Raw genomic sequence first — 24,250 nt, 5'->3', positions numbered from 1 at the left:
GGCGCGTCGTCTGTGGCGTTCAGCCGATGTGCCGATCACGATAGACAAGGCCGATCGAATCGATAGCCTGCTATTTTTCCAGGTTGGTCTACCCTCAGATCAGACGTCTGAAACAAGGGGGGATTTTCCATGCTCGCGCAACTTCCACCGGCCTTACAGAATCTGCAGTTACCGCTTCGCCTGCGACTCTGGGACGGCCATGAGTTCAATCTGGGCCCGACGCCCAGCGTAACCATCGTCGTCAAGGACCCGCAGATGGTTACTCAATTCACCCACCCAAGCCTGGATGCGCTGGGTGCGGCGTTCGTCGAAGGCAAGCTGGAACTGGAGGGCTCGATCAGCGAGGTCATCCGGGTTTGCGATGAGTTGAGCAATGCGCTGCTCGACGAAGACGAAGAGAGTCAGCCGGTGCGTGCGCATCACGACAAAGACACCGACGCCAAGGCCATTTCCTATCACTACGACCTGTCGAATGCGTTCTACCAGCTCTGGCTGGACAGCGACATGGCGTATTCCTGTGCCTATTTCGAAACCGGTAGCGAAACCCTCGAACAGGCGCAGCAAGCGAAATTCCGCCATCTGTGCCGCAAGCTGCGCTTGCAGCCGGGCGAGTATTTGCTGGATGTCGGCTGCGGTTGGGGCGGTCTGGCGCGGTATGCGGCGCGAGAGTTCGGCGTAAAGGTGTTCGGTATTACTTTGAGCAAGGAGCAGTTGGCGCTGGCGCAGGAGCGGGTCAAGGCCGAAGGTCTGGAAGATCAGGTCGAACTGCAATTGCTCGACTACCGCGATCTGCCGCAGGACGGCCGCTTCGACAAAGTTGTCAGCGTCGGCATGTTCGAACACGTTGGTCATGCCAATCTCGCCGAGTATTGCGCAACGCTGTTTGGCGCGGTGAAGGAGGGAGGCCTGGTGATGAACCACGGCATCACCGCCAAGCACACCGATGGCCGCCCGGTTGGACGAGGCGCTGGCGACTTTATCGAAAAATACGTGTTTCCCAACGGCGAGTTGCCGCATCTGGCGATGATCTCAGCCGAGATCAGTGAAGCCGGGCTGGAAATCGTCGATGTCGAAAGCTTGCGCCTGCACTACGCGCGCACGCTCGATCACTGGAGTGAGCGACTGGAGGATAACCTCGAAGCTGCGGCGAAACTGGTGCCTGAGCAAGCACTGCGTATCTGGCGTCTGTATTTGGCCGGTTGCGCGTATGCCTTTGCGCGGGGCTGGATCAACCTGCATCAGATCCTCGCCGTGAAAGCGCATCCGGATGGCAGCCACGAACTGCCCTGGACCCGCGACGACATCTACCACCCCTGAAACGGGGCGCTCAGAGTATCGGCGAAATCAGCCGGGCGATCCGCATGCCGACCTGTTGCAGGCGGTGGATCTCCCGGCTTTCTTCTTTGGCCACTTCATCGGCCAGGGCGAAATCGTCATTGAGCATGTGTTCCACGGCGGCGGCGAACTCGCTGTCGACGGTCAGCAACATCACTTCGAAATTCAGGCGGAACGAGCGATTGTCCAGATTGGCGCTGCCGATGGCGCTGATTTCGCTGTCGATCAACACCACTTTCTGATGCAGGAAACCCGGTCGATAGCGGAACACCCGCACGCCGGCACGCACCGCCTCGAAGGCATACAGGCTGGACGCGGCATAGACAATGCGGTGATCAGGCCGTGACGGCAACAGCAGGCGCACATCGACACCACGCAACACCGCCAACCTCAATGCCGCGAACACCGCTTCGTCCGGGACGAAGTAAGGGCTGGTGATCCATACGCGTTTAGTGGCTGCGTGAATGGCTTCGATGAAAAACAGCGAGCAGGTTTCGTAGGCATCCGCTGGGCCGCTGGCGAGCAATTGGCAAAGCACGCCATCCTCCGGATACGCATCTGGAAGGATCAACGGCGGCAGAGTACGAGCAGCCCAGAACCAATCTTCGGCGAACGATTCCTGCATGCAGGCCACCACCGGCCCGCGGACTTTGACGTGGGTGTCACGCCACGGCGCCAATGGTGGCTTCTCACCCATGTATTCATCGCCGACGTTATGCCCGCCGACAAAGCCGACTACGCCATCGACCACAACGATTTTGCGGTGGTTGCGGAAGTTGACCTGAAAGCGGTTGAGCCAGCCGCTGCGCGTGGCAAAGGCTTTGACCTCGACGCCGGCATCACGCAGCGCCTGCACGTAATGATGGGGCAGGGCATGGCTGCCAATGCGGTCATAGAGCAAATGAATGGACACGCCTTCGGCGGCTTTCTTCAACAGCAAATCACGCAAACGCTGGCCCAGCCGATCGTCGTGAATGATGAAGAACTGGATCAGCACGGCTTCCTTCGCTTGTGCGATCGCCTGAAAAATCGCATCGAAAGTCGCGGTGCCGTTCACCAGCAGTTGCACCTCGTTGTTCGCCAGGCACGGCATGCGCCCCAGTTTCGGCATTGCGCGCAGTGAGGCGTAGGCACTCGACGCGCGAGCGGCCAGGGCTTCTTCAACCCATGGGCGCCAGTTCAATTCTGAGATGGCCAGGCGCATCTGCTCGTTGGCCTGGCGCCGCGCCTTGATGTAGCCATCGAAGGTGCTGCGACCAAATACCAGATATGGAATAAGCGTGAGGTAGGGAATGAAGATCAGCGACAATGCCCAAGCGATCGAGCCTTGCGCAGTGCGCACGGTGAGCACCGCATGGATCGCAGCGATCGAACCGAGTGTGTGCAACAGGGCGATCAGGTAACCGAAAATGTGCGGTCCGAAAAAATCCATGGGGCAGCCTTGCTCCGTGAGATGCAATGCTTAACAGACCATGTTCTGCGGCGAATGTCTCCATTTAATCGGTGCATGAACCGACGCAACCGGCCGGCGTCTAACGGCCACAACTGATCAGGAGTTACTCGATGAACGTTCGTCTGCTGGGTTTGGCGCTGGGCCTGGGTTTGGCATTACCGGTGGTTGCGCAGGCGCAAATGCTGCAGCCGGGGTTGTGGGAAATGTCTTCGAGCAATCTGAAGGTCGATGATCAGGCCATGGATGTGCAATCGATCCTTGGCCAGATTCAAGGCCAGATCACCCCGCAGCAGCGCGCGGCGCTGGAGAAGAACGGCATCAACATCGGCGGCAAAGGCATCCGCGCTTGCCTGACGCCGCAGCAGGTTGCGACCAACGACATCCCGTTGGCCGACCCGCAATCGGGCTGCAAGCAGCAAATCACCGAGCGCACCGGCAACCAGTGGAAATTCCGCTTCAGCTGCCCGAAAGCCCAGGGCACAGGCGTGGCGACATTCCTCAGTGACCGCGAATTCACCACCGTTGCCAATGGCACCTTCAACGCCATCGGCATCAACCAGAAGGGCAGTCTCGAAACCCGTGCGGTGTGGCTGGGTCAGGATTGCGGCACGGTAAAACCCCGCGCTTAAACCCTCTGCGACGCCCACAGTTGGAACCCATTCCAACTGTGGGAGCGAGCCTGCTCGCGAATAGATCGGAAGTGCACCTCAAGTCATGGCTGACTCAACGCCTTGTACAGCGTATTGAGGTTGTATTCGAACAGCCCGGTAAAGGTGCTCGCCGGTCCACGCGCCGCCAGTGCATCCGAGTACAGCGTGCCGCCAATGTGCGCGCCGCTTTCATCCGCGATCTGCTTGAGCAGGCGCGCGTCCTTGATGTTTTCCATGAACACCGCTTTGACCTTGGCCTGGCGAATCTGCGTGATCAGCGCAGCCACTTCGGCGGCAGAGGGTTCGCGTTCGGTGGACAAACCCTGTGGCGCGATAAAGTCGATGCCATAGGCCTGACCTAGATAGCCAAAGGCGTCGTGGCTGGTGACGATCTTGCGATTGCCCGGCGGCAGCGCGCCGAGTTTGTTTTTGGCTTCGGCGAGCAGGGCATAGATCTGCTTGAGGTAGGTCTGGCTGTTGCGCTCGTAGTCAGCCTTGTTGCCCGGGTCGGCGGCGATCAGTGCCTTGGTAATGTTGGCGACGTACAACTCAGCGTTCGCCAGATTGTGCCAGGCGTGTGGATCCGGAACGGTTTCGCCATCTTCATCGAGCGAACGTGGAATCACCCCGCGACTGGCACTGATCACCGTTGCCTTACTGTCGGTGCTGGTCACCAGGCGATCCAGCCAAGGTTCGAAACCGAGGCCGTTCTTGATGATCACTTTGGCTTTGAGCAACGCCTTGGCATCGTCCGGGGTCGGCTCGTAGGTATGCGCATCGGCATCCGCGCCGACCATGTTGGTGATCTCAACGTGCTCGCCGCCGACCTGATGAACCATGTCGGCAAGGATGCTGAAGCTGGTGACCACCGGCAGTTTTTCGGCGGCTGACAATGACATCGACAGCATCAGGCTGAACAGCACGAGTAGAGCGCGCATCGGGAAACACCTCATTGGGATGTGAGCAAAGGCGGGCGGCGCAGCAAACCGTGAACCGGTCCGAACACCACCGACAGCAGATAGCCGACCCCCGCGACCAGCACGATGGCCGGGCCGCTGGGCAGCGAGTAGTAGAACGACAGCAGCAAGCCGAGCCACACAGACACGCAGCCCATGACCGCGGCGATGGCGATCAGTAGTGGTAGGCGGCGACTCCAAAATCTCGATGCAGCAGCCGGAAGCATCATCAGGCCGACTACCATCAGTGCGCCGATGGCCTGAAAGCCGATCACCAGATTCAGCACGACCAGAGTCAGGAACACCCCATGAGCCAGCGGCCCGAGACGACTGACCGTGCGCAAGAACAGCGGGTCGAGTGTGTCCAACAGCAGGGGTTTGTAGATCGCGGCCATGGCCATGAGGCTGATGGCCGAGACCCACAGCATGCCGGTCAGCGTCGGTCCATCCACGGCTAGCGCCGAACCGAACAGCAAGTGCAGAAGGTCGAGGCGCTTGCCGGCGATGCCAAGGATCAAAACGCCGCTGGCCAGTGAGATCGGATAGATCGCGGCGAGGCTGGCATCTTCTCGCAACCCCGTTCGCCGGGTGATCCAGGCCGCAAGTCCGGCCATGCTCAGCCCGGCTCCCAAGCCACCGAGGGTGAGTGCGGGAAGACTCAAACCGGCAAACCAGAATCCCAGCGCTGCACCAGGAAGAATGCCGTGGGCGACCGCGTCACCGATCAAGCTCATACGTCTGAGAATCAGAAACACGCCCAAGGGCGCCGTGCTGCACGCCAGCACCAGGCCGCCGAGCAAGGCGCGGCGCATGAACACGAATTCGCTGAACGGCTGCCAGAAATTGCTGACGGTGGCGAGCATCAGGCGACCTGCATGTGCGGTGTTGGCTGGATCAGTTCTCTGCTGGTTCCGTACACGCAGTGGCCGTTTTTGATCAGCAGGGTATGCGGAATGTGTTGGCGGACAGCCGCCAGGTCATGGCAGACCACAAGCAGTGTCCGGCCTTCGGCGTGCCAGTGGTGAATGTGCTGCCAGAGCAATTGCTGGCCGAGTTCGTCGAGTGCGGCGTGCGGTTCGTCCAGCAACAGCACCGGGGCGTCAGCAAGGCTCAGTCGCGCGAGCAGGGCACGTTGTAGCTCACCGCCGGACAGGGCCATCAACGGGCGCTGTTCGAGTCCACTCAGATGCCAGTCTTCCAATGCGTTTTTCAGTCGCTGCGTGCGCAGCTGTGTCGAGAGCCGACGGCCCCAGAAACCTGCGGCGATGAGCTCTTCGAGGCTGATTGGAAACTGCCGATCCAAATGTTGCTGTTGCGGCAGAAAGGAAATGCCGCTTTGGCGTGGAACAGCCATTTCCACCTTGCCGGCCAAGGGCTTCTGCAAACCGGCGATGACTTTCAGCAGACTGCTTTTGCCGCAGCCGTTGGCGCCGATGATTGCGGTCAGGCTGGCGCTTTCGAACTCAAGACTCAAAGGCGTCGTCAGCGGTTGGCCGGGTGCGCCCCATACCAAGGATTGACAGCGGATCATTTTTGCTCCCGTCGCCAGCTGCTTTCGGCGACGGCGTCATGGGCATGCAGGCTTTCGGCGTGGATCACGCGGATGTGGAATTGGTTGATGCCGGGCGTGCGCTGCAGTGCCAGATTGAGGCGGCGCGCGGCGTCTTCACAGAACATAAGGTTTTGCCCATTGGCGAGTGCGAAGGCTTGCTCGTCGGGGCGCTTTACTGCGGTCTGCACGGCGGTGCCGAGGGCTGCTTCAGCGTCATTGATGATCGCGGTCAGCGGTAGCTCGTCGATGAAATTGTCGAGATGCAGGTGCAGTTGCGCATAGCTGCGCTGGCTGTGCGGAGTGGCTACGATCCCTTTGGTTGAGCCAAGCCATGCCAAAACATCTGCGTGTTGCAGAGCCTTGTTGGCGAAATCGTCGACGAATTGCTGCTGGATCAATTGTCTTGCCAAGGCTGCGGAGCATGGGCACGTCGAGGAATAGGGCAGTTCAATTTTTAGTTCCACGTGGAACATTTGCTGTTTCAGGCTCGCTGAAATGGACGCCGGATAGGATTTCCAGCCGGCCAAGGGGCTGACCAACGCGGGTCGTTTCAGCAACAATTCGGTGTGAATATTCAGATACGCGCAGGCGGATAGACCTTGATGGCTTGTCAGAAAACACTTGAGTACCTGATGCAGCAAAGCGGGAGAAAGGCTTCGCTGTTCGAGGGTTTCGAGTGCCAGATACAAGCGCGACATGTGAATACCACGCGCTTCACCATCATCGAGACTCACGCCAGCGTCGACTCTGGCGCTGAGGCATTGGCCTTCAAGCACAACGGGTAGAGCAATCCCACGCATGCCTACCCAGTCGAGGGGCAGTGCCAAGCGTGCAGATTGGGCGGCGATATCCGGGAGAGTAAGAGCATTCATGGTTGAGACCGTCGTATTGATCTCTATTTACGTTACATTATAACAATCCATTCAGCGATGCTTTTTTCATGAAAAGGATTTCACTAGCAGCCCGTCATCCGGCTGCAAGTGAACCTTGCGCTGCTCCCTCCCGAGCTGGAGAAGCGGTTGATGGTTGTCCAGCCGACACGGCGGGTATAGCCAACCCAAGCCTCGCCATCGGAGGCAATACCGGTAAAAAAGGTTAATTGGCCGAAGCGGCTGTTGGTCTGCGCCCAATAGCGATGGCCGTCCTTCTCGAATCCGCGCAGGTAAAGCGTGGTGCCTACCGTATTGACGCTATAGGCATTGCCGTCGACGTCTACACACGCCAGCAGATTAGCGCTGCGTGTGCAGTGCGCCGGCCCCGGCATGTGCGCCTGTGCTTGGCTGGCCAGCGACATGGCAAAGCTCAAAAGCAGGCATTTCAACCCCTGGTTCATTGCGAGTTTCCACGATCGGTGGTGCAGCAACTTGCGAAATCTCCTCTGCCGGACTGGCAAAATCAAGTTGTTATACTATAACATAAATCGCAACCAGCCTGAGCTGCCGATCACAATCGTATGCCTTCTTTGACCCGGTTAAATGAAGCGCAACACGCCAAGCGCACCTCAAAGCGCAAATCGGCTGCCATTTATGAGGATTATCCAATGTCAGCCAAATTGCCCGTCACCGTACTTTCAGGATTTCTCGGTGCCGGAAAAAGTACACTTTTGAATTACGTACTACGTAACCGAGACGGCTTGCGCGTTGCGGTGATCGTCAACGATATGAGCGAGATCAACATCGATGGCAGTGAAGTCCAGCGCGATGTCAGCCTGAACCGTGCGGAAGAAAAGCTCATTGAGATGAGCAACGGCTGCATTTGCTGTACGTTACGCGAAGACCTGCTTGAAGAAGTCAGCAAACTCGCCCGCGAGGATCGTTTTGATTACCTGCTGATCGAATCCACCGGCATTTCCGAACCGCTTCCGGTCGCTGAAACCTTCACCTTCCGCGATGATCAGGGGCAAAGCCTCGCCGACATTGCTCGCCTCGATACCATGGTCACCGTGGTCGACGGTGTGAATTTCCTGCTCGATTACCAGGCTGCCGAAAGCCTTGCCTCTCGCGGCGAAATCCTCGGTGAAGAAGACGAGCGCTCCATCACCGATCTGTTGATCGAGCAGATCGAGTTTGCCGACGTCCTGCTGATCAGCAAAATCGACCTGATCAGCCAGCACGAGCGTGAAGAACTCACCGCCATCCTCAAGCGCCTGAATACCCAGGCTGAAATCATTCCAATGGTGATGGGCGAAATCTCACTGGAGAAAATCCTCAACACCGGTCGTTTCGATTTCGAACAGGCCGCACAAGCGCCCGGATGGCTACAGGAATTGCGCGGTGAGCACGTCCCGGAAACACAGGAATACGGCATCGCCTCCACGGCGTACCGCGCCCGCCGGCCATTTCACCCACAACGCTTTTTCAGCTTCATCGATCGGCCTTGGCTGACCGGCAACCTGCTGCGCTCCAAAGGCTTCTTCTGGCTCGCCAGCAAACCCACCGATGCCGGTAGCTGGTCGCAGGCCGGCGGCTTGATGCGGCATGGATTCGCCGGTCGCTGGTGGCGTTTCGTGCCAAAGAATCAATGGCCCGAGGATCAGGAAAGCGTCCAGACGATCATGGAAAATTGGACCCAAAGCGTAGGAGACTGCCGGCAGGAGCTGGTTTTCATCGGTCAAAACATAGATTTCCTACAACTGTCCGCCGAACTCGATGCCTGTCTGCTGACCGACGAAGAAATGGCAACGGGTGTAGAAGGCTGGCGCTTGCTGCCTGATCCATTCGGTCCTTGGCACGAAGAGGCCGCCTGATGCTCGCACTCAAAGATCAGCCGCTGCTTACCCGTCATCAGCACCAGGGCGTGACCCCGCAAACGTTGACGCGAATCCTGGAAGACCAGACCAATCTCGCCGTCTGGCAACGTCAGCTGCCCGTGCACATTGCCGATTTTGCGCAATTGGTGCTGTCACTCAACGAGCCCTTGGCCGAGTCGCTGTGTCTGGAATTGCCCGACGAAGATGCCGAACCGGATCTCGCCGGTCTGGCTGCAGGGCTGCGTGATCTGCAAGGTTTCGAAGGTTTCATGAGCGATCTTAAATGGCTGATCAGTGCCTTCGCCTGCCTGCTCGGTGCGCGGCGTATCGGCGTGCGTTTGCGTGTGCTGGACAAGGCCATGTGTCCGCGTTTCCACGTCGATCACGTGCCGGTGCGCTTGATCACTACTTACGCTGGCATTGGCAGCCAATGGCTTGAGGAGGGCGCGATGGATCGCCTGCAACTTGGCCAGGCCAATGCCGAACCGCAAGGTGCAGCGTCGATTCGCCAGCTCAACAGCGGCGACGTCGCGTTGCTCAAAGGCGAAAAATGGCACGGCAATGAAGGCTTCGGCCTGATCCATCGTTCGCCGCAACCGGCGCCCGGTGAGCGCCGTCTGCTGCTGACCCTCGACTGGCTCGGCTGAAATTCAGGGCTTGCGCCAGGCGCCCTGGCTCTGGCCTTCGCAATACGGCTTGAGATACGCCGCATCAGTGGCCACGCCGTAATAGTGGATATCCTGGCGATAGGGCATATTGGCGACTTGCGCGTTGCTGCACACGCCGAAAGCGCCGCTGGGACACTGGTCGACGTATTGCACCTCGACCTTCTGCCCGGCCAGCGTCGGTTGGCAGAAGCCGTCATTGAACAATTTCTGCGGAATCGTCCGGTTCTGCTGACAGACTTTGACGTCGAGCCGTTCGCCCTGTGTGTGCACCACGCAGGCCTGAGCCCACGCTTCACTCGACAGCAGCGCAAACAGCAACGACCATCCCGACCAGCGCATCTTCGATCTCCTCAATAACTGTCCGCAGAAAGTACCCACCATGTTGCAGAACATTCCGACCCACGTCATCGCCGGCCCGTTGGGCGCCGGCAAGACTAGCCTGATTCGCCAGTTGCTGGCGCAACGGCCTGCGGACGAACGCTGGGCGGTGCTGATCAACGAGTTCGGCCAGATCGGTCTGGATGCTGCATTGCTGACGAATGACGCCGATGGTATCGCACTGGGTGAGGTGGCCGGGGGCTGCCTGTGTTGCGTCAATGGCGCGCCATTCCAGATCGGCCTCGGCCGTCTGTTGCGCAAGGCCAGACCGGATCGACTGTTTATCGAGCCATCCGGGCTGGGCCATCCGGCGCAGTTGCTCAAGCAATTGAACGAGGCGCCGTGGCTGGGCGTGCTGGCGGTTCAGCCCTGTGTGCTGGGTCTGGACGCTCAGTCATTGCACGCGGATAGGGCCTTGCCGGACGCCCAGCAGCAAGCATTGACCAGCGCGGGTTTGCTGCTGTTGAACAAGGCGGAAAATCTCGATGAAGCGGTTCGAGAGACAATCGCCAGTCGGTTACCGCCCGTCAGACTGATTTGGACGCAGCAAGCCCAGCTATCTCTGAGCGAGCTTCCGGGGCTGGCAGTAAAAGCGAACGAAGGCGCAGGGCATCTGCCGCTGCCGACTGGATTGGCACAGCTGCCAGCGGTCTGGAGCGATCCGGCCGAACCGATTTGCCTGAGTCAGGCGCAGGAGGGTGGGTGGAGCATCGGTTGGCGCTGGCATCCGCGGCAGGTATTTGATCAAGCACGCATCGCCGATTGGCTGAGAGCGCTGGACTGGAAGCGGGCGAAACTGGTTATCCACAGCACGGATGGCTGGGTTTCGGGCAATGCGCTGGAGCATGCCGAGCTGAGTTGGCAAGCCAGCGAATGGCGAAAAGACTCAAGAATCGAGCTGATCTTCGCCGAACCGCAGAATATCGAACAGCTGCAAGCCGGTTTGGCTGAATGCCGGATTCAGTGAGTCAGCTCAGGGCTTCCACTTGGTATGTTCCTGGCGCCACTGGCTCAGCTCGATGACTTCGGCGCGAGGCTTGTGCACTTCGACTACCGGCGGCGTATCGTCGAACGGCGCCGGGTAGGGTGCCAGTTCAATCTGCGCACTGTGCGCGCCGAACTGGGTGACGGTGCCGTTGTGGCGGCTTTCGCCGGTCACGGTGAACTCGAAGTTGTAGACCCGCGCCAGTCGCCGGCGACCGTTGGCATCCCTGATCAGACCGATCTTTTTCAGCGCGACGTTACCGTCCAGCAGTTCAACGCCAACATTGGTGCAATGCTGCTTGACCCGCTCCAGCGCGCGCTCGCGCAAGCCGTGGTTGTGCCATAGCCAGGCACCAGCGGCGGCGAACAGCATCAGCACGAAGATGTTTTCCAGGGTCAGCATCTACATCGAACTCCAAATGATGGCGTCAGCTTAACTGCCTCGCCGGTCTGTCGTACAGGCTGTGTTTCGTCGCATACTGCGCGGCTTGAATTTCAATCGTTTTACGGAATGACCCGAATGAAACGTACGCCTCATCTGCTCGCCATCCAGTCCCACGTGGTGTTTGGCCACGCCGGCAACAGCGCTGCGGTTTTTCCGATGCAGCGGGTCGGGGTCAACGTCTGGCCGCTCAACACCGTGCAGTTTTCCAACCACACCCAGTATGGTCAGTGGGCCGGTGAGGTGCTGGCGCCGCAGCAGATCCCCGAGCTGATCGAAGGCATCGCCGCAATTGGCGAGTTGGGCAATTGCGACGCGGTGCTGTCCGGCTATCTCGGCAGCGCCGCGCAGGGACGGGCGATTCTCAGCGGTGTGGCGCGGATCAAAGCGGTCAATCCGAAGATGCTGTACCTGTGTGATCCGGTGATGGGCCATCCAGAGAAGGGTTGCAGCGTGCCCACCGAGGTCAGCGATTTCCTCCTCGATGAAGCTGCGGCCGTGGCGGACATCATGTGCCCGAACCAGTTGGAGCTGGACAGTTTTTCCGGGCGCAAGCCGCAGTCGCTGTTCGATTGCCTGGCGATGGCACGGGCGCTGCTGGCGCGCGGGCCGAAAGCGGTACTGGTCAAGCATCTGGATTATCCGGGCAAACCGGCGGATGGCTTCGAAATGTTGTTGGTGACCGCCGAGGGCAGCTGGCATCTGCGCCGTCCATTGCTGGCGTTTCCACGTCAGCCAGTGGGCGTCGGCGATCTGACCTCTGGTCTGTTCCTGGCGCGGGTGTTGCTGGGCGAAAGCCTGCTGGCGGCATTCGAATTCACCGCAGCAGCAGTGCATGAGGTGTTGCTGGAAACCCAGGCGTGCGCCAGTTATGAGCTGCAACTGGTGCGGGCGCAGGATCGCATTGCGCATCCGCGGGTGAAGTTCGAGGCTACAGCGATCAGTCTCTGAGACCGAGTCGTCTTTATTCGCGAGCAGGCTCGCTCCCACAGGAAGAATGCATTCCAGATGTGGGAGCGAGCCTGCTCGCGAAAGCGATCAATTGAGCGCTATCCGTTTCAGGCGTCGCCCTTGATTTCCTGATAACGCTTTTCCAGCTCTTGGCGAATCTGCCGGCGCTGCTGCGCCTGCATGAAGCGGCGCTTGTCTTCGCTGTTCTGCGGTTGCAGCGGTGGCACGGCGGCCGGTTTGCGCTGATCATCCACCGCGACCATGGTGAAGAAGCAGCTGTTGGTGTGGCGCACCGAGCGTTCGCGGATGTTTTCGGTGACCACTTTGATGCCAACTTCCATCGACGTGTTGCCGGTGTAGTTGACCGAGGCCAGGAACGTCACCAGTTCGCCAACATGAATCGGCTCGCGGAAAATCACCTGATCCACCGACAGGGTCACCACGTAGCGCCCGGCATAACGGCTGGCGCAGGCGTAGGCCACTTCGTCGAGGTATTTGAGCAGGGTGCCGCCGTGGACATTGCCAGAGAAGTTGGCCATGTCGGGGGTCATCAGTACCGTCATCGACAGCTGGGCGTTTCCGGGTTCCATAACGTTCTCACGGATCAAGGCTGATTGCAGGAAGCGCCTCTGCGGGCACCTGGTGGCTTTTCAAAAAGCACCGTTATCGGGACGCCGCGCGGCGGGCCGCCGTCACGCTGGTAGCGATCTGTTTCCATATATTGCACCGGCTTCCAGAGCGAAGTCGCGGTGTTAACCTGCAAAAGCCCTGCCCAAGGGCAATTCCTACATTAAAAGCGGATTTTTACCCTGCTCGCGCAGAATGTCTGACGTCTGTCCGCGCGCCTCGTCATCAAGGAGCCCACGCCATGCATGCCATCAGTTTCATTCAGGATCTGGCAGTGATCATGCTGGTCGCGGGGGTGGTAACCGTGCTGTTTCATCGTTTCAAGCAACCGGTGGTGCTCGGCTACATCGTCGCCGGCTTCATCATCGGCCCGCATACGCCGCCGTTCGGCCTGATTCACGACGAAGAAACCATCAAGACCCTGGCCGAACTCGGGGTGATCTTCCTGATGTTCTGCCTTGGCCTGGAGTTCAGCCTGCGCAAGCTGTTCAAGGTCGGCGCCACGGCGTTCATTGCCGCGTTTCTCGAAATCATCCTGATGATCTGGATCGGCTACGAAATCGGCCGCTGGTTCGACTGGAACACCATGGATTCGTTGTTCCTCGGCGCGATTCTGGCGATCTCCTCCACCACCATCATCGTCAAAGCGCTGAATGACCTGAAGATGAAGAACGAGCGCTTTGCGCAGTTGATCTTCGGTGTGCTGATTGTCGAGGACATCCTTGGCATCGGCATCATCGCGCTGCTGTCGAGCATCGCCGTCAGCGGCACGGTGAGTTCGGGTGAAGTGTTTTCCACGGTCGGCAAGCTGTCGCTGTTCATGATCGTCGCGCTGGTCATCGGCATTCTGTTGGTGCCGCGTCTGCTGGCTTATGTGGCGAAATTCGAAAGCAACGAGATGCTGTTGATCACCGTGCTCGGCCTGTGTTTCGGCTTCTGCCTGTTGGTGGTCAAGCTTGAATACAGCATGGTGCTCGGGGCTTTCCTGATCGGCGCGATCATGGCCGAGTCCCGGCAATTGCTGAAAATCGAACGGCTGGTCGAGCCGGTCCGCGACCTGTTCAGCGCAATCTTTTTCGTCGCCATCGGGCTGATGCTCGATCCGCTGATTCTCATCGAATACGCCTGGCCGATTGCGGTAATCACCGTGGCCGTTGTGCTGGGCAAGATGTTGTCCTGCGGCCTCGGTGCGTTTATCGCTGGCAACGACGGACGGACCTCACTGCGGGTCGGCATGGGTCTGTCACAGATCGGCGAATTTTCCTTCATCATCGCCGCGCTGGGCATGACCTTGCAGGTGACCAGCAACTTCCTCTACCCAGTCGCTGTGGCCGTGTCGGTGATCACCACGCTGCTGACGCCGTACCTGATTCGCGCGGCGGACCCGCTGTCGATCAAGCTCTCGGCCGCTGTGCCCAAGCGGCTCGGGCGGGTGCTGGGTATGTATGGCGAATGGTTGCGCAGTATTCAGCCGCAGGGCGAGGGTGCGCTACTGGCGTCGATGATCCGACGGATCCTGTTGCAGGTCGGGGTCAATCTGGCACTGGTGATTGCGATCTTCTTTGCCGGCGCATACTTCGCCGAGCGCATGTCGTTGTGGCTGCAGGACTGGATCAGCGATCCGAGCTGGCAGAAGGCACTGATCTGGGGCGGAGCGTTGTTGGTCTCGCTACCATTTCTGATCGCGGCTTATCGCAAGCTCAAGGCGCTGTCGATGCTGCTGGCGGAGATGGGCGTCAAGCCGGAGATGGCCGGGCGTCACACGCAGCGAGTGCGCCGGGTGATCGCCGAAGTGATCCCGATCCTCTCGCTGCTGGTGATTTTCCTGCTGTTGGCGGCCTTGTCGGCCAGTATCCTGCCGACCAACAAGCTGCTGGTGCTGATCGCCGTCGTCGCGGCCGCCGTAGCGGCGCTGCTCTGGCGCTGGTTCATCCGCGTGCATACGCGGATGCAGGTGGCGCTGCTGGAAACCCTCGACAACCACAAGGAGTCGTCGGGGCATTGACCCTCAGGGGCGTTTGGCGGCTCAGCTTTCCAGCCAGACGTCCCGCGCCCAGTGCCACACCGATTCCCATGATTCTTCGGTGATCAGCTCTTCTTCGCCGGACCACAGCACCACGGTGCCGTCTTCTTCAACGCAGTAGTAGTCGTCGCCGTCCTGGCAGATCGGGATCAGGTCGCGCGGCACGCCGGCGTCCCAGGCATTGGCGGCAACGTCCGGCAGATAGGTGTGCGATTGCGGGTCGGTGACGGTCACCGGCTCGAGGCTGCCATAGACCACGTCGCTGACGGTCAGCAAAAACTCTTTGAAGACGAACGGAATGTTGATGAAGAGTTCTTCTTCGATCTCCACCAATTGGTCTTCGTCTGGCAATTCCAATGGAACCGGCACGGGTTCGTTGGCTTCGCGCAGTTGTTCGATGATTTCTTCCACGTCCGGGATCCTCTTGCTTGAATGGCGCGGTTTATATGGGCCGGTTTATACAGTAGCTCGCCATAGATGCAACCGTGAAATGAAAAACCCCGGCCGAGGCCGGGGTTCTGTTACCGCAAGTGAAGCGCAGCAGGGATCAGCCGTTCTGGCGGATACCGGCGACCAGCCAAGGCTGGTTGTCGCCCTGCGGACGTTCCATGTTCCAGCTTTCGCTGAACACTTCGCCCTGGTCGAAACGCGAAGTTTTCGACACGCCGGTGAAGGTCAGGGTGGCGATGGTCTTGTCGGCACGATCGTCGACGCCGTCCAGCTGCACCTGCAGGTTGTCGATGTAGGTCGACTGGAAGCCGTCGCCCAGATCCGCACGCTCACGCTTGAGGAACTCAAGCATTTGCGGGGTCACGAACTCGGCGATCTTGTCCATTTCGTTGGCGTCCCAGTGCTGCTGCAGCGACTGGAAGTGGCTGCGCGCAGCTTCAAGGAAGCGCTCTTCGTTGAACCAGGCCGGTGCGTTGATCACTGGACGGGTGGCAGCCGGAGCAGCCGAACCACCGAAGATCGAACCCATGGCGGCAGGCTTCTGCTCGAACACTTCACGCTGCATCGGCGCGCCGGCCGGAGCGAATTGCTCCTGCTGCTTGCGACGACGGGCGGCGATGAAGCGGAAGATCACGAACGCGATCAGCGCCATGATCAGGATGTCGAAGATCTGCATGCCCTGGAAGCCGTCGCCCATGAACATCGACGCGAGCAGGCCACCGGCGGCGATGCCCGCCAATGGGCCGAGCCAGCGCGACGCACCGCCGGCCTTGGCCGCGGCGCCAGCAGCACCGGCAGCGCCAGCGGTCGCTGCTGCGCCGCCCACGCCTGGAGAAGAAGGAGCCATCTGGCTGGTCTGGTGCGTCGGCGCAGCGCCGGCGCTTTTGCCACCACCAAAGCGCTTGGCGTTGGCGTCGAGGCTCATCGTCAGGCCGATGCACAACGCCATGGCGATGCTAAGAAAACGTTTCATAAAGGGTATTCCCGTTTTGTGGAGACACGCGCGCCATGTTGCACAGCTGAAGTGTTACTGGCTAGCGAGAGAGTGTTTCGGGCTTTTGCCTGACAGGTCGCGTTCAGCTTGGCGAGGCAATCAGCCGATGTACTTTTGTCTGTAGGAAAAGGCGATAGGTTCAGAGGGATTGATGCACTTGCGCCGCATAACCTGTGGGAGCGAGCCTGCTCGCGAAGGCGTCGTGTCAGGCAAATGATTGCTTGATGTGACAGCGCTTTCGCGAGCAGGCTCGCTCCCACATGGGTTGAGTGCCGGTGATTAGATCGCTTCCAGCTTGGCGTAGCCGAGCATCAGCCACTTGCTGCCTTCGCTGAAGTTCACCTGTACCCGGGCCTGGGCGCCGGAGCCTTCGAAGTTGAGGATCACGCCCTCGCCGAAGATCGAGTGACGTACGGCCTGACCGAGCACAAAACCGGTTTCCGGAATCTCGCTGCCGCTGAACAGGCTGCTGCCGCTCATCGACTGGTTGCCGCCGAACGGTCGGCTGACGCTGTTGGACAGACGCACTTCCTGAATCAGGCCTTTCGGCACTTCCCGTACGAAACGCGACACCTTGTTGTAGGTTTCGCTGCCGTACAGGCGCCGGGTTTCCGCGTAGGTCATGACCAGATTCTGCATCGCCCGGGTGATGCCCACATAGGCCAGACGGCGCTCTTCTTCAAGGCGACCCGGTTCTTCCAGGCTCATCTTGTGAGGGAACAGGCCTTCTTCCATGCCCACGAGGAACACGTAAGGGAATTCCAGGCCTTTGGCGCTGTGCAGGGTCATCAGCTGCACGCTGTCTTCGTGCTCGTCGGCCTGAGTATCGCCGGCCTCCAGCGATGCGTGGCCGAGGAACGCCGCCAGTGGCGTCAGTTCTTCGTCTTCTTCGGTGTTCTCGAAGTTGCGTGCGGCGCTGACCAGTTCCTCAAGGTTTTCTACCCGGGCTTGGCCTTTCTCACCTTTTTCCGCTTCGTGATAAGCGATCAGGCCGGACTGCTCGATGACGGTTTGCGTCATCAGGTGCAGCGGCATCTCGGCGCACTTGGCGGCGAGGTTCTCGATCAGTTCGATGAACGCACCGAGCGCACTGGCGGCGCGACCGGTCAGGCCTTTGTTGGCCACCAGTAGGCGCATCGCTTCCCACATCGACACGTCGCTGTGCCGCGCATGCTCGCGAATCGCTTCGACAGTTTTCTCGCCGATGCCCCGCGCCGGCACGTTGATCCCCCGCTCCAGCGCCGCGTCGTTGCCGCGACCTTCAAGCAAGCGCAGGTAGGCCATGGCGTTCTTGATTTCCGCGCGTTCGAAGAAGCGCTGACCGCCATAGATGCGGTACGGGATGCGCTCGCGCAGCAGGGCTTCTTCAAGCACCCGCGACTGGGCGTTGGAGCGGTACAGAATGGCGATATCGCTACGGGCCAGACCAGTTTTCAGCGCGCTTTCGATGGTTTCCACCACGTAACGGGCTTCGTCGTGCTCGTTGAACGCGGCGTACAGATTGATCGCTTCGCCGTCGCCACCGTCGGTCCACAGCTCTTTACCGAGACGCCCGGTGTTGTTGGCGATCAAAGCGTTGGCGGCTTTGAGGATGCCGGCAGTGGATCGGTAGTTCTGCTCCAGACGAATCGTCTCGGAGTCCGGGAAGTCGGAAGAGTACTGATGGATGTTCTCGATCTTCGCCCCGCGCCAGCCGTAAATCGACTGGTCGTCGTCGCCGACCACCATCAGGCTGTCGCCGCCCTTGCCGAGCAGGCGCAACCAGGCGTACTGCACGGCGTTGGTGTCCTGGAACTCGTCGACCAGAATATGCCGGAAGCGCTTTTGGTAATGCGCCAGCAGGCCCGGGTGATCGCGCCACAGATCGAGGGCGCGCAGCAGCAGTTCGGAGAAATCGATCACACCGGCACGCAGGCACGCCGCCTCGTAGGCTTCGTAGATGCCGCGCATGGTGGCCAGGAACAGGTCGCCGCTGGCCTGAATGTGTTGCGGCCGCAGACCTTCGTCTTTCTGGCCGTTGATGAACCACTGCGCCTGACGCGCCGGCCAGCGTTGCTCGTCCAGGCCCAGCTCGCGGATCACCCGCTTGACCAGACGCTGCTGGTCATCGCTGTCGAGAATCTGGAAGGTCTGGCTCAGGCCCGCCTCCTGCCAGTGAGCCCGCAGCAAGCGGTGCGCGAGGCCGTGGAAGGTGCCGACCCACATGCCGGCCGGGTTGATGCCCAGCAACTGCTCGATGCGATGGCGCATCTCGGCAGCGGCCTTGTTGGTGAAGGTCACCGACAGGATGGAGTGAGGCGAGGCGTTTTCGACCTGGATCAACCAGGCGATACGGTGCACCAGCACTCGGGTTTTACCGGAACCGGCGCCGGCCAGGACCAACTGACGGCCAACGGGGGCTGCTACGGCCTGGCGTTGGGCATCGTTGAGGGAGTTCAGCAGAAGGGAGAGATCATCGCGCATCGGGGCATTCTAGGGTGCGCCGCAGGCCCGGGCAAACCGTGCGTTGCATTAGCCGATGAAAGTGCTGCCGATGACGACCGGTCGGTCACTGGCTGCAGGCTTCGGCCCGTCTCGCCTGAGGGGTTGCAGTAGTGCGCAAGCGACGGAAAATTTACCTGCAATTGTGCTCGGCAGCAGTTTGGCAAAGGGATCGGCTTGTGTATGCTCCGTGCACGTTTCGGGCGCACGCCCTCCTTATAAGAACAAGAACGTTGCCCATGATCCTCAGCGCCGAACTGTCGGGGCCCTCCGTGGACCCCCGGGTGATCCGCAAGCACTATGCCGTCGAAATGGCGGTGGAGCGCACGCGTCTGCTGTATCAGGGCTCGTTGTTGCCCACGCTGTTCATGTTGATCAATGGTCTGGTCTGCGCCGCTTTGCTCTGGAGCCCGCAGCGCTACTTCGTGGTCAGCGTCTGGCTGGTGTGGCTGCTGTCGCTGGTCGCGCTGCGGGTGATTCAGGTGGCCGCGTTCGATTCGGCGATTCCTGATCGTCAGGCCCAGCCGATCTGGTTCCGCATGTTCCTGCTCGGTTCGACCATGACCGGTCTGACGCTGGCCGGAGCCGGCATCGCTCTGGTGCCCGCTGACAACTTCATGCAGCAAGCCTGGGTGTTCGGCCTGATCGGCGCGGCAACGCTGTCGGCCAGCGTCGCCTACGCGGTGAGCCTGCCGGCGTTCCTCTCGTTTACCTTACCGTGCCTGCTGCCAGCGATCGGCTACCTGTTCTGGGGCGGCGACGATCAGGCCCGGGGCTGGGGCTGGCTGGGTCTGATCCTGCTCGGTTCGCTGAGCGTGGTGGCGTGGCAGGTCAATCGGCTGATCGACCGTGGATTGCTTCGGCGCTTCCAGAATCAGCACCTGATCGAGCATTTGCAGCAAGCGCAGACGCGCAGCGAACAACTCAATCAGGAGCTTGGCAAAGAGATCGAACAGCGCCGCTGTGCCGAGGCGCAATTGCGTGAAGCGCAGGTCGATCTCGAAAATCGCGTGGCCCAGCGCAGCCGCGAACTGGATGCCGCCAATCAGGCCCTGAGCAAAAGCGAAGCGCGCCTGGCGCTGGCACTCAAGGCCAGTGAGCTCGGATTGTGGGACTGGAACCTGCAGACCGACGAAGTTCACCACACACAGATTCAGGAACTGTTCGGCCTCGCCCCGGAGTACGTCACGGCGCTGCTGCGCGACCTCAAGCCGCGACTGCACCCTGAAGATGTGCCGTCACTCAAGTTCGCCCTGGTCGAGCATCTGAAGGGGCGCACCGAGGATTATCAGGTCGAATATCGTCTGCGCCACGGCGACGGCCATTGGGTGTGGATCGAGGACCGTGGCCGCGCCGTAGAGCGCAGCGCCAACGGCCGGGTGATCCGCATGGTCGGCACTCGCCGCGATATCAGCGCCAGTAAAAGCCTCGAAGAGCAGCAACGACTGGCGGCCACGGTGTTCGAAGCGGCCAGCGAAGGCATCGTGATTCTTGACCCGGATTACGCGCTGATCGCGATCAACCAGGCTTTCAGCCGGGTTACCGGTTACGAGATCGACGACATGCTCGGGCGCAACGTCGTCGAGTTGCCGTGCAGCCGTGATGCCCGTCGTCACTATGTGGCGATCCGTCATGCGCTGGAGCAGTACGGCAGCTGGCAGGGCGAACTCGTGGAAACCCGCAAGAACGGCGAGCTGTATCCGCAGTGGCTGCAACTCAATGCCGTGCGTGATAGCCGGGGCAATGTCAGCCATATCGTCGGCTTCTTCGCCGATCTCTCGGCGCGGCGGGCGTCGGAAGAGCGCATGCGCTATCTGACCCATTACGACGAGCTCACCGGCCTGGCCAACCGTTCGCTGTTCCGCGAACGCCTGCACGAAGCCCATCAGCGGGTGCGCCAGGGCGGGCGCCGCAGTCTGGCGTTGCTGCACATCAATCTCGATCGCTTCAAATTGCTCAATGACAGCCTCGGCCACGAAGTCGCCGATCAGCTCCTGCAGAAGATGGCCCGGCGGCTGGTCAATGCCTTGCCGGAAGCCGACACCATTGCGCGCCTGTCCGGTGACGAATTTGCCGTGCTGTTCGATGCCTACGGCAATCTGTCGAGTCTGGCACGGGTCGCGACGCGGTTGTCGGCCAAGCTGCGTTTGCCGCTGAGCGTCGACGGGCATGAATTGGTAGTCAGCGCTTCGATGGGCATCAGCCTGTTGCCGGACAACGCGCGGGAAATCTCGGCGCTGGTCAGCCAGTCGAACATGGCCATGCAGCATGCCAAACATCTGGGCGGCAACAATTTCCAGTTCTTCACCGACAGCCTGCAAGCCAGCACACTCGAACGTTTGCAGCTGGAAAACCACCTGCGCAGAGCCATTGAAGAACAGCAACTGACGGTGTTCTACCAACCGAAACTGTGCCTGCAAACCGGCCGCATGAATGCCGCTGAAGCGCTGGTGCGATGGGATCATCCGAGCATGGGCCAGGTGCCGCCGGCGGATTTCATTGGCCTGGCCGAAGAGACCGGTCTGATCAGGCCGATCGGCGAATTCGTTTTGCGTCAGGCGTGCTGGCAAGCGTGCGAATGGCAGCGCCAGGGCCTGGCGCCGATCCGCGTGTCGGTGAACCTGTCGGTGCATCAGTTGCGTCAGGGCAAACTGGTCAGTCTGGTCCGGCAGGTGCTGGAAGAAACCGGGCTGGCGCCGCACTACCTCGAGCTGGAGCTGACCGAAAGTCATTTGCTCGACAGCGTCGAACACATCATTGCGACGTTCCAGCAACTGCGCGATCTGGGAGTGAAACTGGCGATCGATGATTTCGGTACCGGGTATTCGTCGTTGAGTTACCTCAAGCGCATTCCGGTGGATTACGTGAAGATCGATCAGGCGTTCATTCGCGGCTTGAGCGAGGGCAGTGCGGACGCAGCGATCACTCGCGCGATCATCGCCATGGCCCACGGGCTGGCCCTGAAAGTCGTGGCCGAGGGCGTCGAGCGTGAGGATCAGCTGGCATTTCTGCGCGCCGAACACTGCGACGAGGTGCAGGGTTATCTGATCAGCCGGCCGGTAGACGCTGCTTGTCTGGCCGGGCTTTTGCGTGATCAGAAAAACCCGCAGTAAGGGCTACATGCTCCTCAGCGTGCCTGACGCCGGGACATCGAGTTACGCATTGAGCAGGCAAAATGCCCATTCATGTAGTATAACTACAAGCTTGCTACATCCTTGCCCACAAGAAGAGTCCAGCCCCTTGAATCTGCTGCAACACATCGCCCAGTCACGTCACCTGTTACGCAAGTCGGAGCTCAAGGTCGCCGACCACGTGCTGCTTGACCCTGCGGCAGTGATGCACAGTTCCATGGCCGACCTGGCTCACAGCGTCGGCATCAGCGAGCCGACCATCGTGCGCTTCTGCCGCGCCATCGGTTGTTCCGGCTTTCAGGATCTCAAACTGAAACTGGCTCAGAGCCTGGCCGCCGGCGCCAGCTTCGGCCAGTTCGCGATCCACGAAGATGACTCAGTCGCCGACTACAGCCTGAAGATTTTCGACACCACGCTGCACACCTTGATGGAAGTGCGCGAGAAGCTCGACCCGGTCGAGTTGCAGCGCGCAGTGACGCTGATGTCCCAGGCGCAGCGTGTCGAGTTCTACGGCTTTGGAGCGTCCGGTGCGGTGGCCGCGGATGCACAGCACAAGTTCTTTCGTTTGCTGCTGACCGCGGCGGCGTATTCCGATCCGCACATGCAGGCGATGTCGGCTGTGACGCTGAAGCCTACCGATGTGGCGATCTGTATTTCCCAGTCAGGGCGCTCCAAGGATTTGCTGATCACCGCTAACCTCGTTCGCGAGAGCGGGGCATCGCTGATCACCCTGTGCCCGAGCCAGACGCCGTTGGCCGAACTGTCGACCGTCAATCTGGCGATCGATGTGCACGAAGACACCGAGATCTACACGCCGCTGACCTCGCGAATCGCGCACCTGGTGGTGATCGACGTGCTGGCGATGGGCGTGGCCATGGCGCGCGGGCCGAGCCTGGTCAATCACCTCAAGAGCGTCAAGCGCAGTCTGCGCAGTTTGCGTTTGTCTCCAAAAGCCGTGAAAGCCCTGGATGATTGAGCAAGGTCGTTCCAACCTTGTTCGCGAGCAGGCTCGCTCCCGCAGGGGACCTCCCGAGAACACAAACTCTGGGTCATAACGGGATCAAATGTGGGAGCGAGCCTGCTCGCGAAAGCGTCTTCAACAACAGCACATCCCTGCGCACATTTCATCACATTGTCATCCCCGCGCAGCCAAACCGTCATCCCCCACGCCTATCGTGAAACTCCCGTACTCGCCCTGGGAGACTCGAAATGGCTCAGCCCTACGAAGAACGCAACAGCGCCGCGAAAACCCGTCGTCAGCAGGAAGATCAGCGCCGCATGGAATTTCGCCGCGCAATCGAAGATCGCTTCCAACTTCGCCAGCTTCAGGCCGAGATCGGCGATTTTCCCGAGATCACGCACTGGCAGGCGACGCCCGCAGCTTCCCGTCGAAACGCTCAACCAACGCAATAATCTGCGCCCGCTCGCTGCGGATGAACGCCAGGAAGGCGTGCGCCACCGGTGACAGCCGCTTGGCTTTGGCCTGCACCAGACACCAGCTGCGCAGCAGCGGCAACTCTTCGACCGGCAGCTCGACCAAGCCGCCGGTCGCCAGCTCCAGGTTCAGGGCGTGGCGCGTCAGCAGCGCCAGGCCCAGACCCGCCACCACGCATTCGCGCTGGGCTTCGGCGGACGCTACCTCCTGGGTCTGGGTGAAGTGCACGCGCTTTTCCTTGAAGTATTCCTCGCAGGCCAGACGCGTGCCAGAACCCGTCTCGCGGATCAGCAGCGTATACGGCTCCAGATCCTGCAAGCGCAACGGGCCCATGTGCGCCAGCGGGTGATCCGGGCGCGCCACGGCGACAATCGGATTGTTGAGAAACGGCAGAAATTCCAGGCCCATGTCCTGCGGCACCATCGACATGATCACCAGATCATCGCGGTTGTCCGAGAGGCGGCGGATGACCTGGCCACGGTTGACCACGGTCAGCTGCAAATTGACTTCCGGATGCTGGCGCTTGAACGCAGCAAACAGATGCGGCACGAAATATTTGGCGCTCGATTCCACTGCCAGTTTCAGCTGACCCTGCAGCGAACCCTGCATGTCCGACAGTTGCATATCGAGGTTTTCCAGCCGCCCGAAAATGTCGCGACTGGCACGCTGAAGCGCTTCCGCCGCCTCGGTCATGTAGAGTTTTTTGCCGACATAGTCGAACAGCGGCTGACCGATCAGCTCTTCAAGCTGCCGAATCTGTAGGCTCACGGCCGGTTGTGTGAGGGACATTTCCTCGGCGGCGCGGCTGTAGGAGCGTAGATCACACACCTCATTGAAGATCTGCAACTGACGCAATGTCATACGCATCAATGACTTACGCATTTTATTCAGGCTCTCAAGGCACACGGATGTTCCGACTATAAGTGTTTACTTATGCCTGACCCAATTTTTATTCATTTTTGTTAATCCCTCAGCGGCGCTAGTGTGGACC

The 24,250-nt window shown here is 60.2% G+C and carries 23 protein-coding genes; 10 read left to right on the top strand and 13 right to left on the bottom strand.

All coding sequences use genetic code 11. The features are described from left to right. Window positions 1–129: 129 nt before the first annotated feature. On the top strand, window positions 130–1,317 hold the full coding sequence (gene cfaB, locus OC605_RS07905; protein WP_122506284.1) for a C17 cyclopropane fatty acid synthase CfaB: 1,188 nt from the start codon (window positions 130–132) through the stop codon (window positions 1,315–1,317). 10 nt (window positions 1,318–1,327) lie between these two features. On the opposite strand, the gene cls is transcribed toward cfaB, so the two are convergent. Beyond that, window positions 1,328–2,767: a cardiolipin synthase gene (cls, locus tag OC605_RS07900; protein ID WP_262136635.1), complete on the bottom strand. Its 1,440-nt coding sequence runs from the start codon at window positions 2,765–2,767 to the stop codon at window positions 1,328–1,330. A gap of 131 nt (window positions 2,768–2,898) precedes the next feature. Between cls and OC605_RS07895 the strand changes: the two genes are divergently transcribed. Then, window positions 2,899–3,417 carry a DUF3617 domain-containing protein gene (locus tag OC605_RS07895; protein ID WP_016772436.1) on the top strand — a complete coding sequence of 173 codons (519 nt, stop codon included), beginning with the start codon at window positions 2,899–2,901 and terminating at the stop codon, window positions 3,415–3,417. A gap of 83 nt (window positions 3,418–3,500) precedes the next feature. Here the strand turns inward: OC605_RS07895 and OC605_RS07890 are convergent, their stop codons facing one another. The 5 genes from OC605_RS07890 to OC605_RS07870 form a co-directional block, all read right to left on the bottom strand. After that, window positions 3,501–4,376, bottom strand: a complete 876-nt coding sequence (locus OC605_RS07890) for a metal ABC transporter substrate-binding protein (RefSeq protein WP_217879065.1) — start codon at window positions 4,374–4,376, stop codon at window positions 3,501–3,503. Between the two features lie 11 nt (window positions 4,377–4,387). Beyond that, entirely contained in the window at window positions 4,388–5,257 is an 870-nt protein-coding gene (locus OC605_RS07885; RefSeq protein WP_217879064.1) for a metal ABC transporter permease, read from the bottom strand. Further along, on the bottom strand, window positions 5,257–5,925 hold the full coding sequence (locus tag OC605_RS07880) for a metal ABC transporter ATP-binding protein (RefSeq protein WP_122698756.1): 669 nt from the start codon (window positions 5,923–5,925) through the stop codon (window positions 5,257–5,259). The genes OC605_RS07885 and OC605_RS07880 overlap by 1 nt, the downstream gene beginning before the upstream one ends. Next, window positions 5,922–6,818: a GTP cyclohydrolase FolE2 gene (folE2, locus tag OC605_RS07875; RefSeq protein WP_123441888.1), complete on the bottom strand. Its 897-nt coding sequence runs from the start codon at window positions 6,816–6,818 to the stop codon at window positions 5,922–5,924. The genes OC605_RS07880 and folE2 overlap by 4 nt, the downstream gene beginning before the upstream one ends. Window positions 6,819–6,901: 83 nt before the next feature. Beyond that, window positions 6,902–7,279, bottom strand: coding sequence for a hypothetical protein (locus OC605_RS07870; protein WP_024014861.1), 378 nt, complete (start codon window positions 7,277–7,279; stop codon window positions 6,902–6,904). A 207-nt stretch (window positions 7,280–7,486) separates the two neighbouring features. Between OC605_RS07870 and zigA the strand changes: the two genes are divergently transcribed. Both zigA and OC605_RS07860 read left to right on the top strand, forming a co-directional pair. Further along, a complete protein-coding gene (gene zigA, locus OC605_RS07865; protein ID WP_262136634.1) occupies window positions 7,487–8,692 on the top strand; it encodes a zinc metallochaperone GTPase ZigA in 1,206 nt (401 codons plus the stop codon). After that, on the top strand, window positions 8,692–9,342 hold the full coding sequence (locus OC605_RS07860) for a DUF1826 domain-containing protein (protein WP_039757254.1): 651 nt from the start codon (window positions 8,692–8,694) through the stop codon (window positions 9,340–9,342). Before zigA ends, OC605_RS07860 begins: the two co-directional genes overlap by 1 nt. Window positions 9,343–9,345: 3 nt before the next feature. On the opposite strand, the gene OC605_RS07855 is transcribed toward OC605_RS07860, so the two are convergent. Continuing rightward, complete coding sequence (locus tag OC605_RS07855) at window positions 9,346–9,702, bottom strand: NADH:ubiquinone oxidoreductase (protein ID WP_133335547.1); 357 nt, start codon at window positions 9,700–9,702, stop codon at window positions 9,346–9,348. 40 nt (window positions 9,703–9,742) lie between these two features. On the opposite strand from OC605_RS07855, the gene OC605_RS07850 reads away from it, so the two are divergent. Continuing rightward, on the top strand, window positions 9,743–10,708 hold the full coding sequence (locus tag OC605_RS07850; protein ID WP_262136633.1) for a CobW family GTP-binding protein: 966 nt from the start codon (window positions 9,743–9,745) through the stop codon (window positions 10,706–10,708). Window positions 10,709–10,714: 6 nt separating this feature from the next. On the opposite strand, the gene OC605_RS07845 is transcribed toward OC605_RS07850, so the two are convergent. Further along, window positions 10,715–11,128 carry a DUF3301 domain-containing protein gene (locus tag OC605_RS07845; protein WP_038861179.1) on the bottom strand — a complete coding sequence of 138 codons (414 nt, stop codon included), beginning with the start codon at window positions 11,126–11,128 and terminating at the stop codon, window positions 10,715–10,717. A gap of 117 nt (window positions 11,129–11,245) precedes the next feature. Between OC605_RS07845 and pdxY the strand changes: the two genes are divergently transcribed. Then, the gene (pdxY, locus tag OC605_RS07840; protein ID WP_262136632.1) at window positions 11,246–12,118 is read left to right on the top strand and encodes a pyridoxal kinase PdxY; all 873 of its coding nucleotides are present in this window, start codon (window positions 11,246–11,248) and stop codon (window positions 12,116–12,118) included. Between the two features lie 107 nt (window positions 12,119–12,225). On the opposite strand, the gene OC605_RS07835 is transcribed toward pdxY, so the two are convergent. Next, window positions 12,226–12,708, bottom strand: a complete 483-nt coding sequence (locus tag OC605_RS07835; protein WP_016772447.1) for an acyl-CoA thioesterase — start codon at window positions 12,706–12,708, stop codon at window positions 12,226–12,228. Window positions 12,709–12,986: 278 nt separating this feature from the next. Here OC605_RS07835 and OC605_RS07830 point away from each other — a divergent pair, with 278 nt between their 5' ends. Next, complete coding sequence (locus OC605_RS07830; RefSeq protein WP_110599748.1) at window positions 12,987–14,750, top strand: cation:proton antiporter; 1,764 nt, start codon at window positions 12,987–12,989, stop codon at window positions 14,748–14,750. 21 nt (window positions 14,751–14,771) lie between these two features. Here the strand turns inward: OC605_RS07830 and OC605_RS07825 are convergent, their stop codons facing one another. The 3 genes from OC605_RS07825 to uvrD form a co-directional block, all read right to left on the bottom strand. Beyond that, window positions 14,772–15,179, bottom strand: a complete 408-nt coding sequence (locus OC605_RS07825; protein ID WP_007954245.1) for an SMI1/KNR4 family protein — start codon at window positions 15,177–15,179, stop codon at window positions 14,772–14,774. Between the two features lie 136 nt (window positions 15,180–15,315). Further along, entirely contained in the window at window positions 15,316–16,191 is an 876-nt protein-coding gene (locus OC605_RS07820; RefSeq protein WP_262136631.1) for a Tim44 domain-containing protein, read from the bottom strand. Between the two features lie 300 nt (window positions 16,192–16,491). Then, window positions 16,492–18,675: a DNA helicase II gene (gene uvrD, locus OC605_RS07815; RefSeq protein ID WP_262136630.1), complete on the bottom strand. Its 2,184-nt coding sequence runs from the start codon at window positions 18,673–18,675 to the stop codon at window positions 16,492–16,494. Window positions 18,676–18,932: 257 nt separating this feature from the next. Between uvrD and OC605_RS07810 the strand changes: the two genes are divergently transcribed. From OC605_RS07810 to OC605_RS07800, 3 genes are all read left to right on the top strand, one after another. Next, window positions 18,933–21,806 (top strand): EAL domain-containing protein, encoded by a 2,874-nt coding sequence (locus OC605_RS07810; RefSeq protein ID WP_262136629.1) that lies wholly within the window; start codon window positions 18,933–18,935, stop codon window positions 21,804–21,806. A gap of 127 nt (window positions 21,807–21,933) precedes the next feature. After that, a complete protein-coding gene (gene hexR / locus OC605_RS07805) occupies window positions 21,934–22,800 on the top strand; it encodes a transcriptional regulator HexR (RefSeq protein ID WP_007962240.1) in 867 nt (288 codons plus the stop codon). A 233-nt stretch (window positions 22,801–23,033) separates the two neighbouring features. Beyond that, the gene (locus OC605_RS07800) at window positions 23,034–23,237 is read left to right on the top strand and encodes a PA3496 family putative envelope integrity protein (protein WP_186568767.1); all 204 of its coding nucleotides are present in this window, start codon (window positions 23,034–23,036) and stop codon (window positions 23,235–23,237) included. On the opposite strand, the gene OC605_RS07795 is transcribed toward OC605_RS07800, so the two are convergent. After that, window positions 23,179–24,141 (bottom strand): LysR family transcriptional regulator, encoded by a 963-nt coding sequence (locus OC605_RS07795; protein WP_133335559.1) that lies wholly within the window; start codon window positions 24,139–24,141, stop codon window positions 23,179–23,181. The two genes, OC605_RS07800 and OC605_RS07795, sit on opposite strands and share 59 nt — an antisense overlap. Window positions 24,142–24,250: the final 109 nt, after the last annotated feature.

This window comes from Pseudomonas sp. Marseille-Q5117, from assembly GCF_946901175.1.
In the GTDB taxonomy this organism is placed as follows: Bacteria; Pseudomonadota; Gammaproteobacteria; order Pseudomonadales; family Pseudomonadaceae; genus Aquipseudomonas; species Aquipseudomonas iranensis.
This window is presented reverse-complemented; position numbering and strand designations above follow the sequence as displayed.

What these genes read in the sequence shown, in the direction of transcription:
- cfaB (WP_122506284.1), top strand. Translation starts at nt 130, where the DNA reads ATGCTCGCGCAACTTCCACCGGCCTTACAGAATCTGCAGTTACCGCTT.
- cls (WP_262136635.1), bottom strand. Translation starts at nt 2,767, where the DNA reads ATGGATTTTTTCGGACCGCACATTTTCGGTTACCTGATCGCCCTGTTG.
- OC605_RS07895 (WP_016772436.1), top strand. Translation starts at nt 2,899, where the DNA reads ATGAACGTTCGTCTGCTGGGTTTGGCGCTGGGCCTGGGTTTGGCATTA.
- OC605_RS07890 (WP_217879065.1), bottom strand. Translation starts at nt 4,376, where the DNA reads ATGCGCGCTCTACTCGTGCTGTTCAGCCTGATGCTGTCGATGTCATTG.
- OC605_RS07885 (WP_217879064.1), bottom strand. Translation starts at nt 5,257, where the DNA reads ATGCTCGCCACCGTCAGCAATTTCTGGCAGCCGTTCAGCGAATTCGTG.
- OC605_RS07880 (WP_122698756.1), bottom strand. Translation starts at nt 5,925, where the DNA reads ATGATCCGCTGTCAATCCTTGGTATGGGGCGCACCCGGCCAACCGCTG.
- folE2 (WP_123441888.1), bottom strand. Translation starts at nt 6,818, where the DNA reads ATGAATGCTCTTACTCTCCCGGATATCGCCGCCCAATCTGCACGCTTG.
- OC605_RS07870 (WP_024014861.1), bottom strand. Translation starts at nt 7,279, where the DNA reads ATGAACCAGGGGTTGAAATGCCTGCTTTTGAGCTTTGCCATGTCGCTG.
- zigA (WP_262136634.1), top strand. Translation starts at nt 7,487, where the DNA reads ATGTCAGCCAAATTGCCCGTCACCGTACTTTCAGGATTTCTCGGTGCC.
- OC605_RS07860 (WP_039757254.1), top strand. Translation starts at nt 8,692, where the DNA reads ATGCTCGCACTCAAAGATCAGCCGCTGCTTACCCGTCATCAGCACCAG.
- OC605_RS07855 (WP_133335547.1), bottom strand. Translation starts at nt 9,702, where the DNA reads ATGCGCTGGTCGGGATGGTCGTTGCTGTTTGCGCTGCTGTCGAGTGAA.
- OC605_RS07850 (WP_262136633.1), top strand. Translation starts at nt 9,743, where the DNA reads ATGTTGCAGAACATTCCGACCCACGTCATCGCCGGCCCGTTGGGCGCC.
- OC605_RS07845 (WP_038861179.1), bottom strand. Translation starts at nt 11,128, where the DNA reads ATGCTGACCCTGGAAAACATCTTCGTGCTGATGCTGTTCGCCGCCGCT.
- pdxY (WP_262136632.1), top strand. Translation starts at nt 11,246, where the DNA reads ATGAAACGTACGCCTCATCTGCTCGCCATCCAGTCCCACGTGGTGTTT.
- OC605_RS07835 (WP_016772447.1), bottom strand. Translation starts at nt 12,708, where the DNA reads ATGGAACCCGGAAACGCCCAGCTGTCGATGACGGTACTGATGACCCCC.
- OC605_RS07830 (WP_110599748.1), top strand. Translation starts at nt 12,987, where the DNA reads ATGCATGCCATCAGTTTCATTCAGGATCTGGCAGTGATCATGCTGGTC.
- OC605_RS07820 (WP_262136631.1), bottom strand. Translation starts at nt 16,191, where the DNA reads ATGAAACGTTTTCTTAGCATCGCCATGGCGTTGTGCATCGGCCTGACG.
- uvrD (WP_262136630.1), bottom strand. Translation starts at nt 18,675, where the DNA reads ATGCGCGATGATCTCTCCCTTCTGCTGAACTCCCTCAACGATGCCCAA.
- OC605_RS07810 (WP_262136629.1), top strand. Translation starts at nt 18,933, where the DNA reads ATGATCCTCAGCGCCGAACTGTCGGGGCCCTCCGTGGACCCCCGGGTG.
- OC605_RS07800 (WP_186568767.1), top strand. Translation starts at nt 23,034, where the DNA reads ATGGCTCAGCCCTACGAAGAACGCAACAGCGCCGCGAAAACCCGTCGT.
- OC605_RS07795 (WP_133335559.1), bottom strand. Translation starts at nt 24,141, where the DNA reads ATGCGTAAGTCATTGATGCGTATGACATTGCGTCAGTTGCAGATCTTC.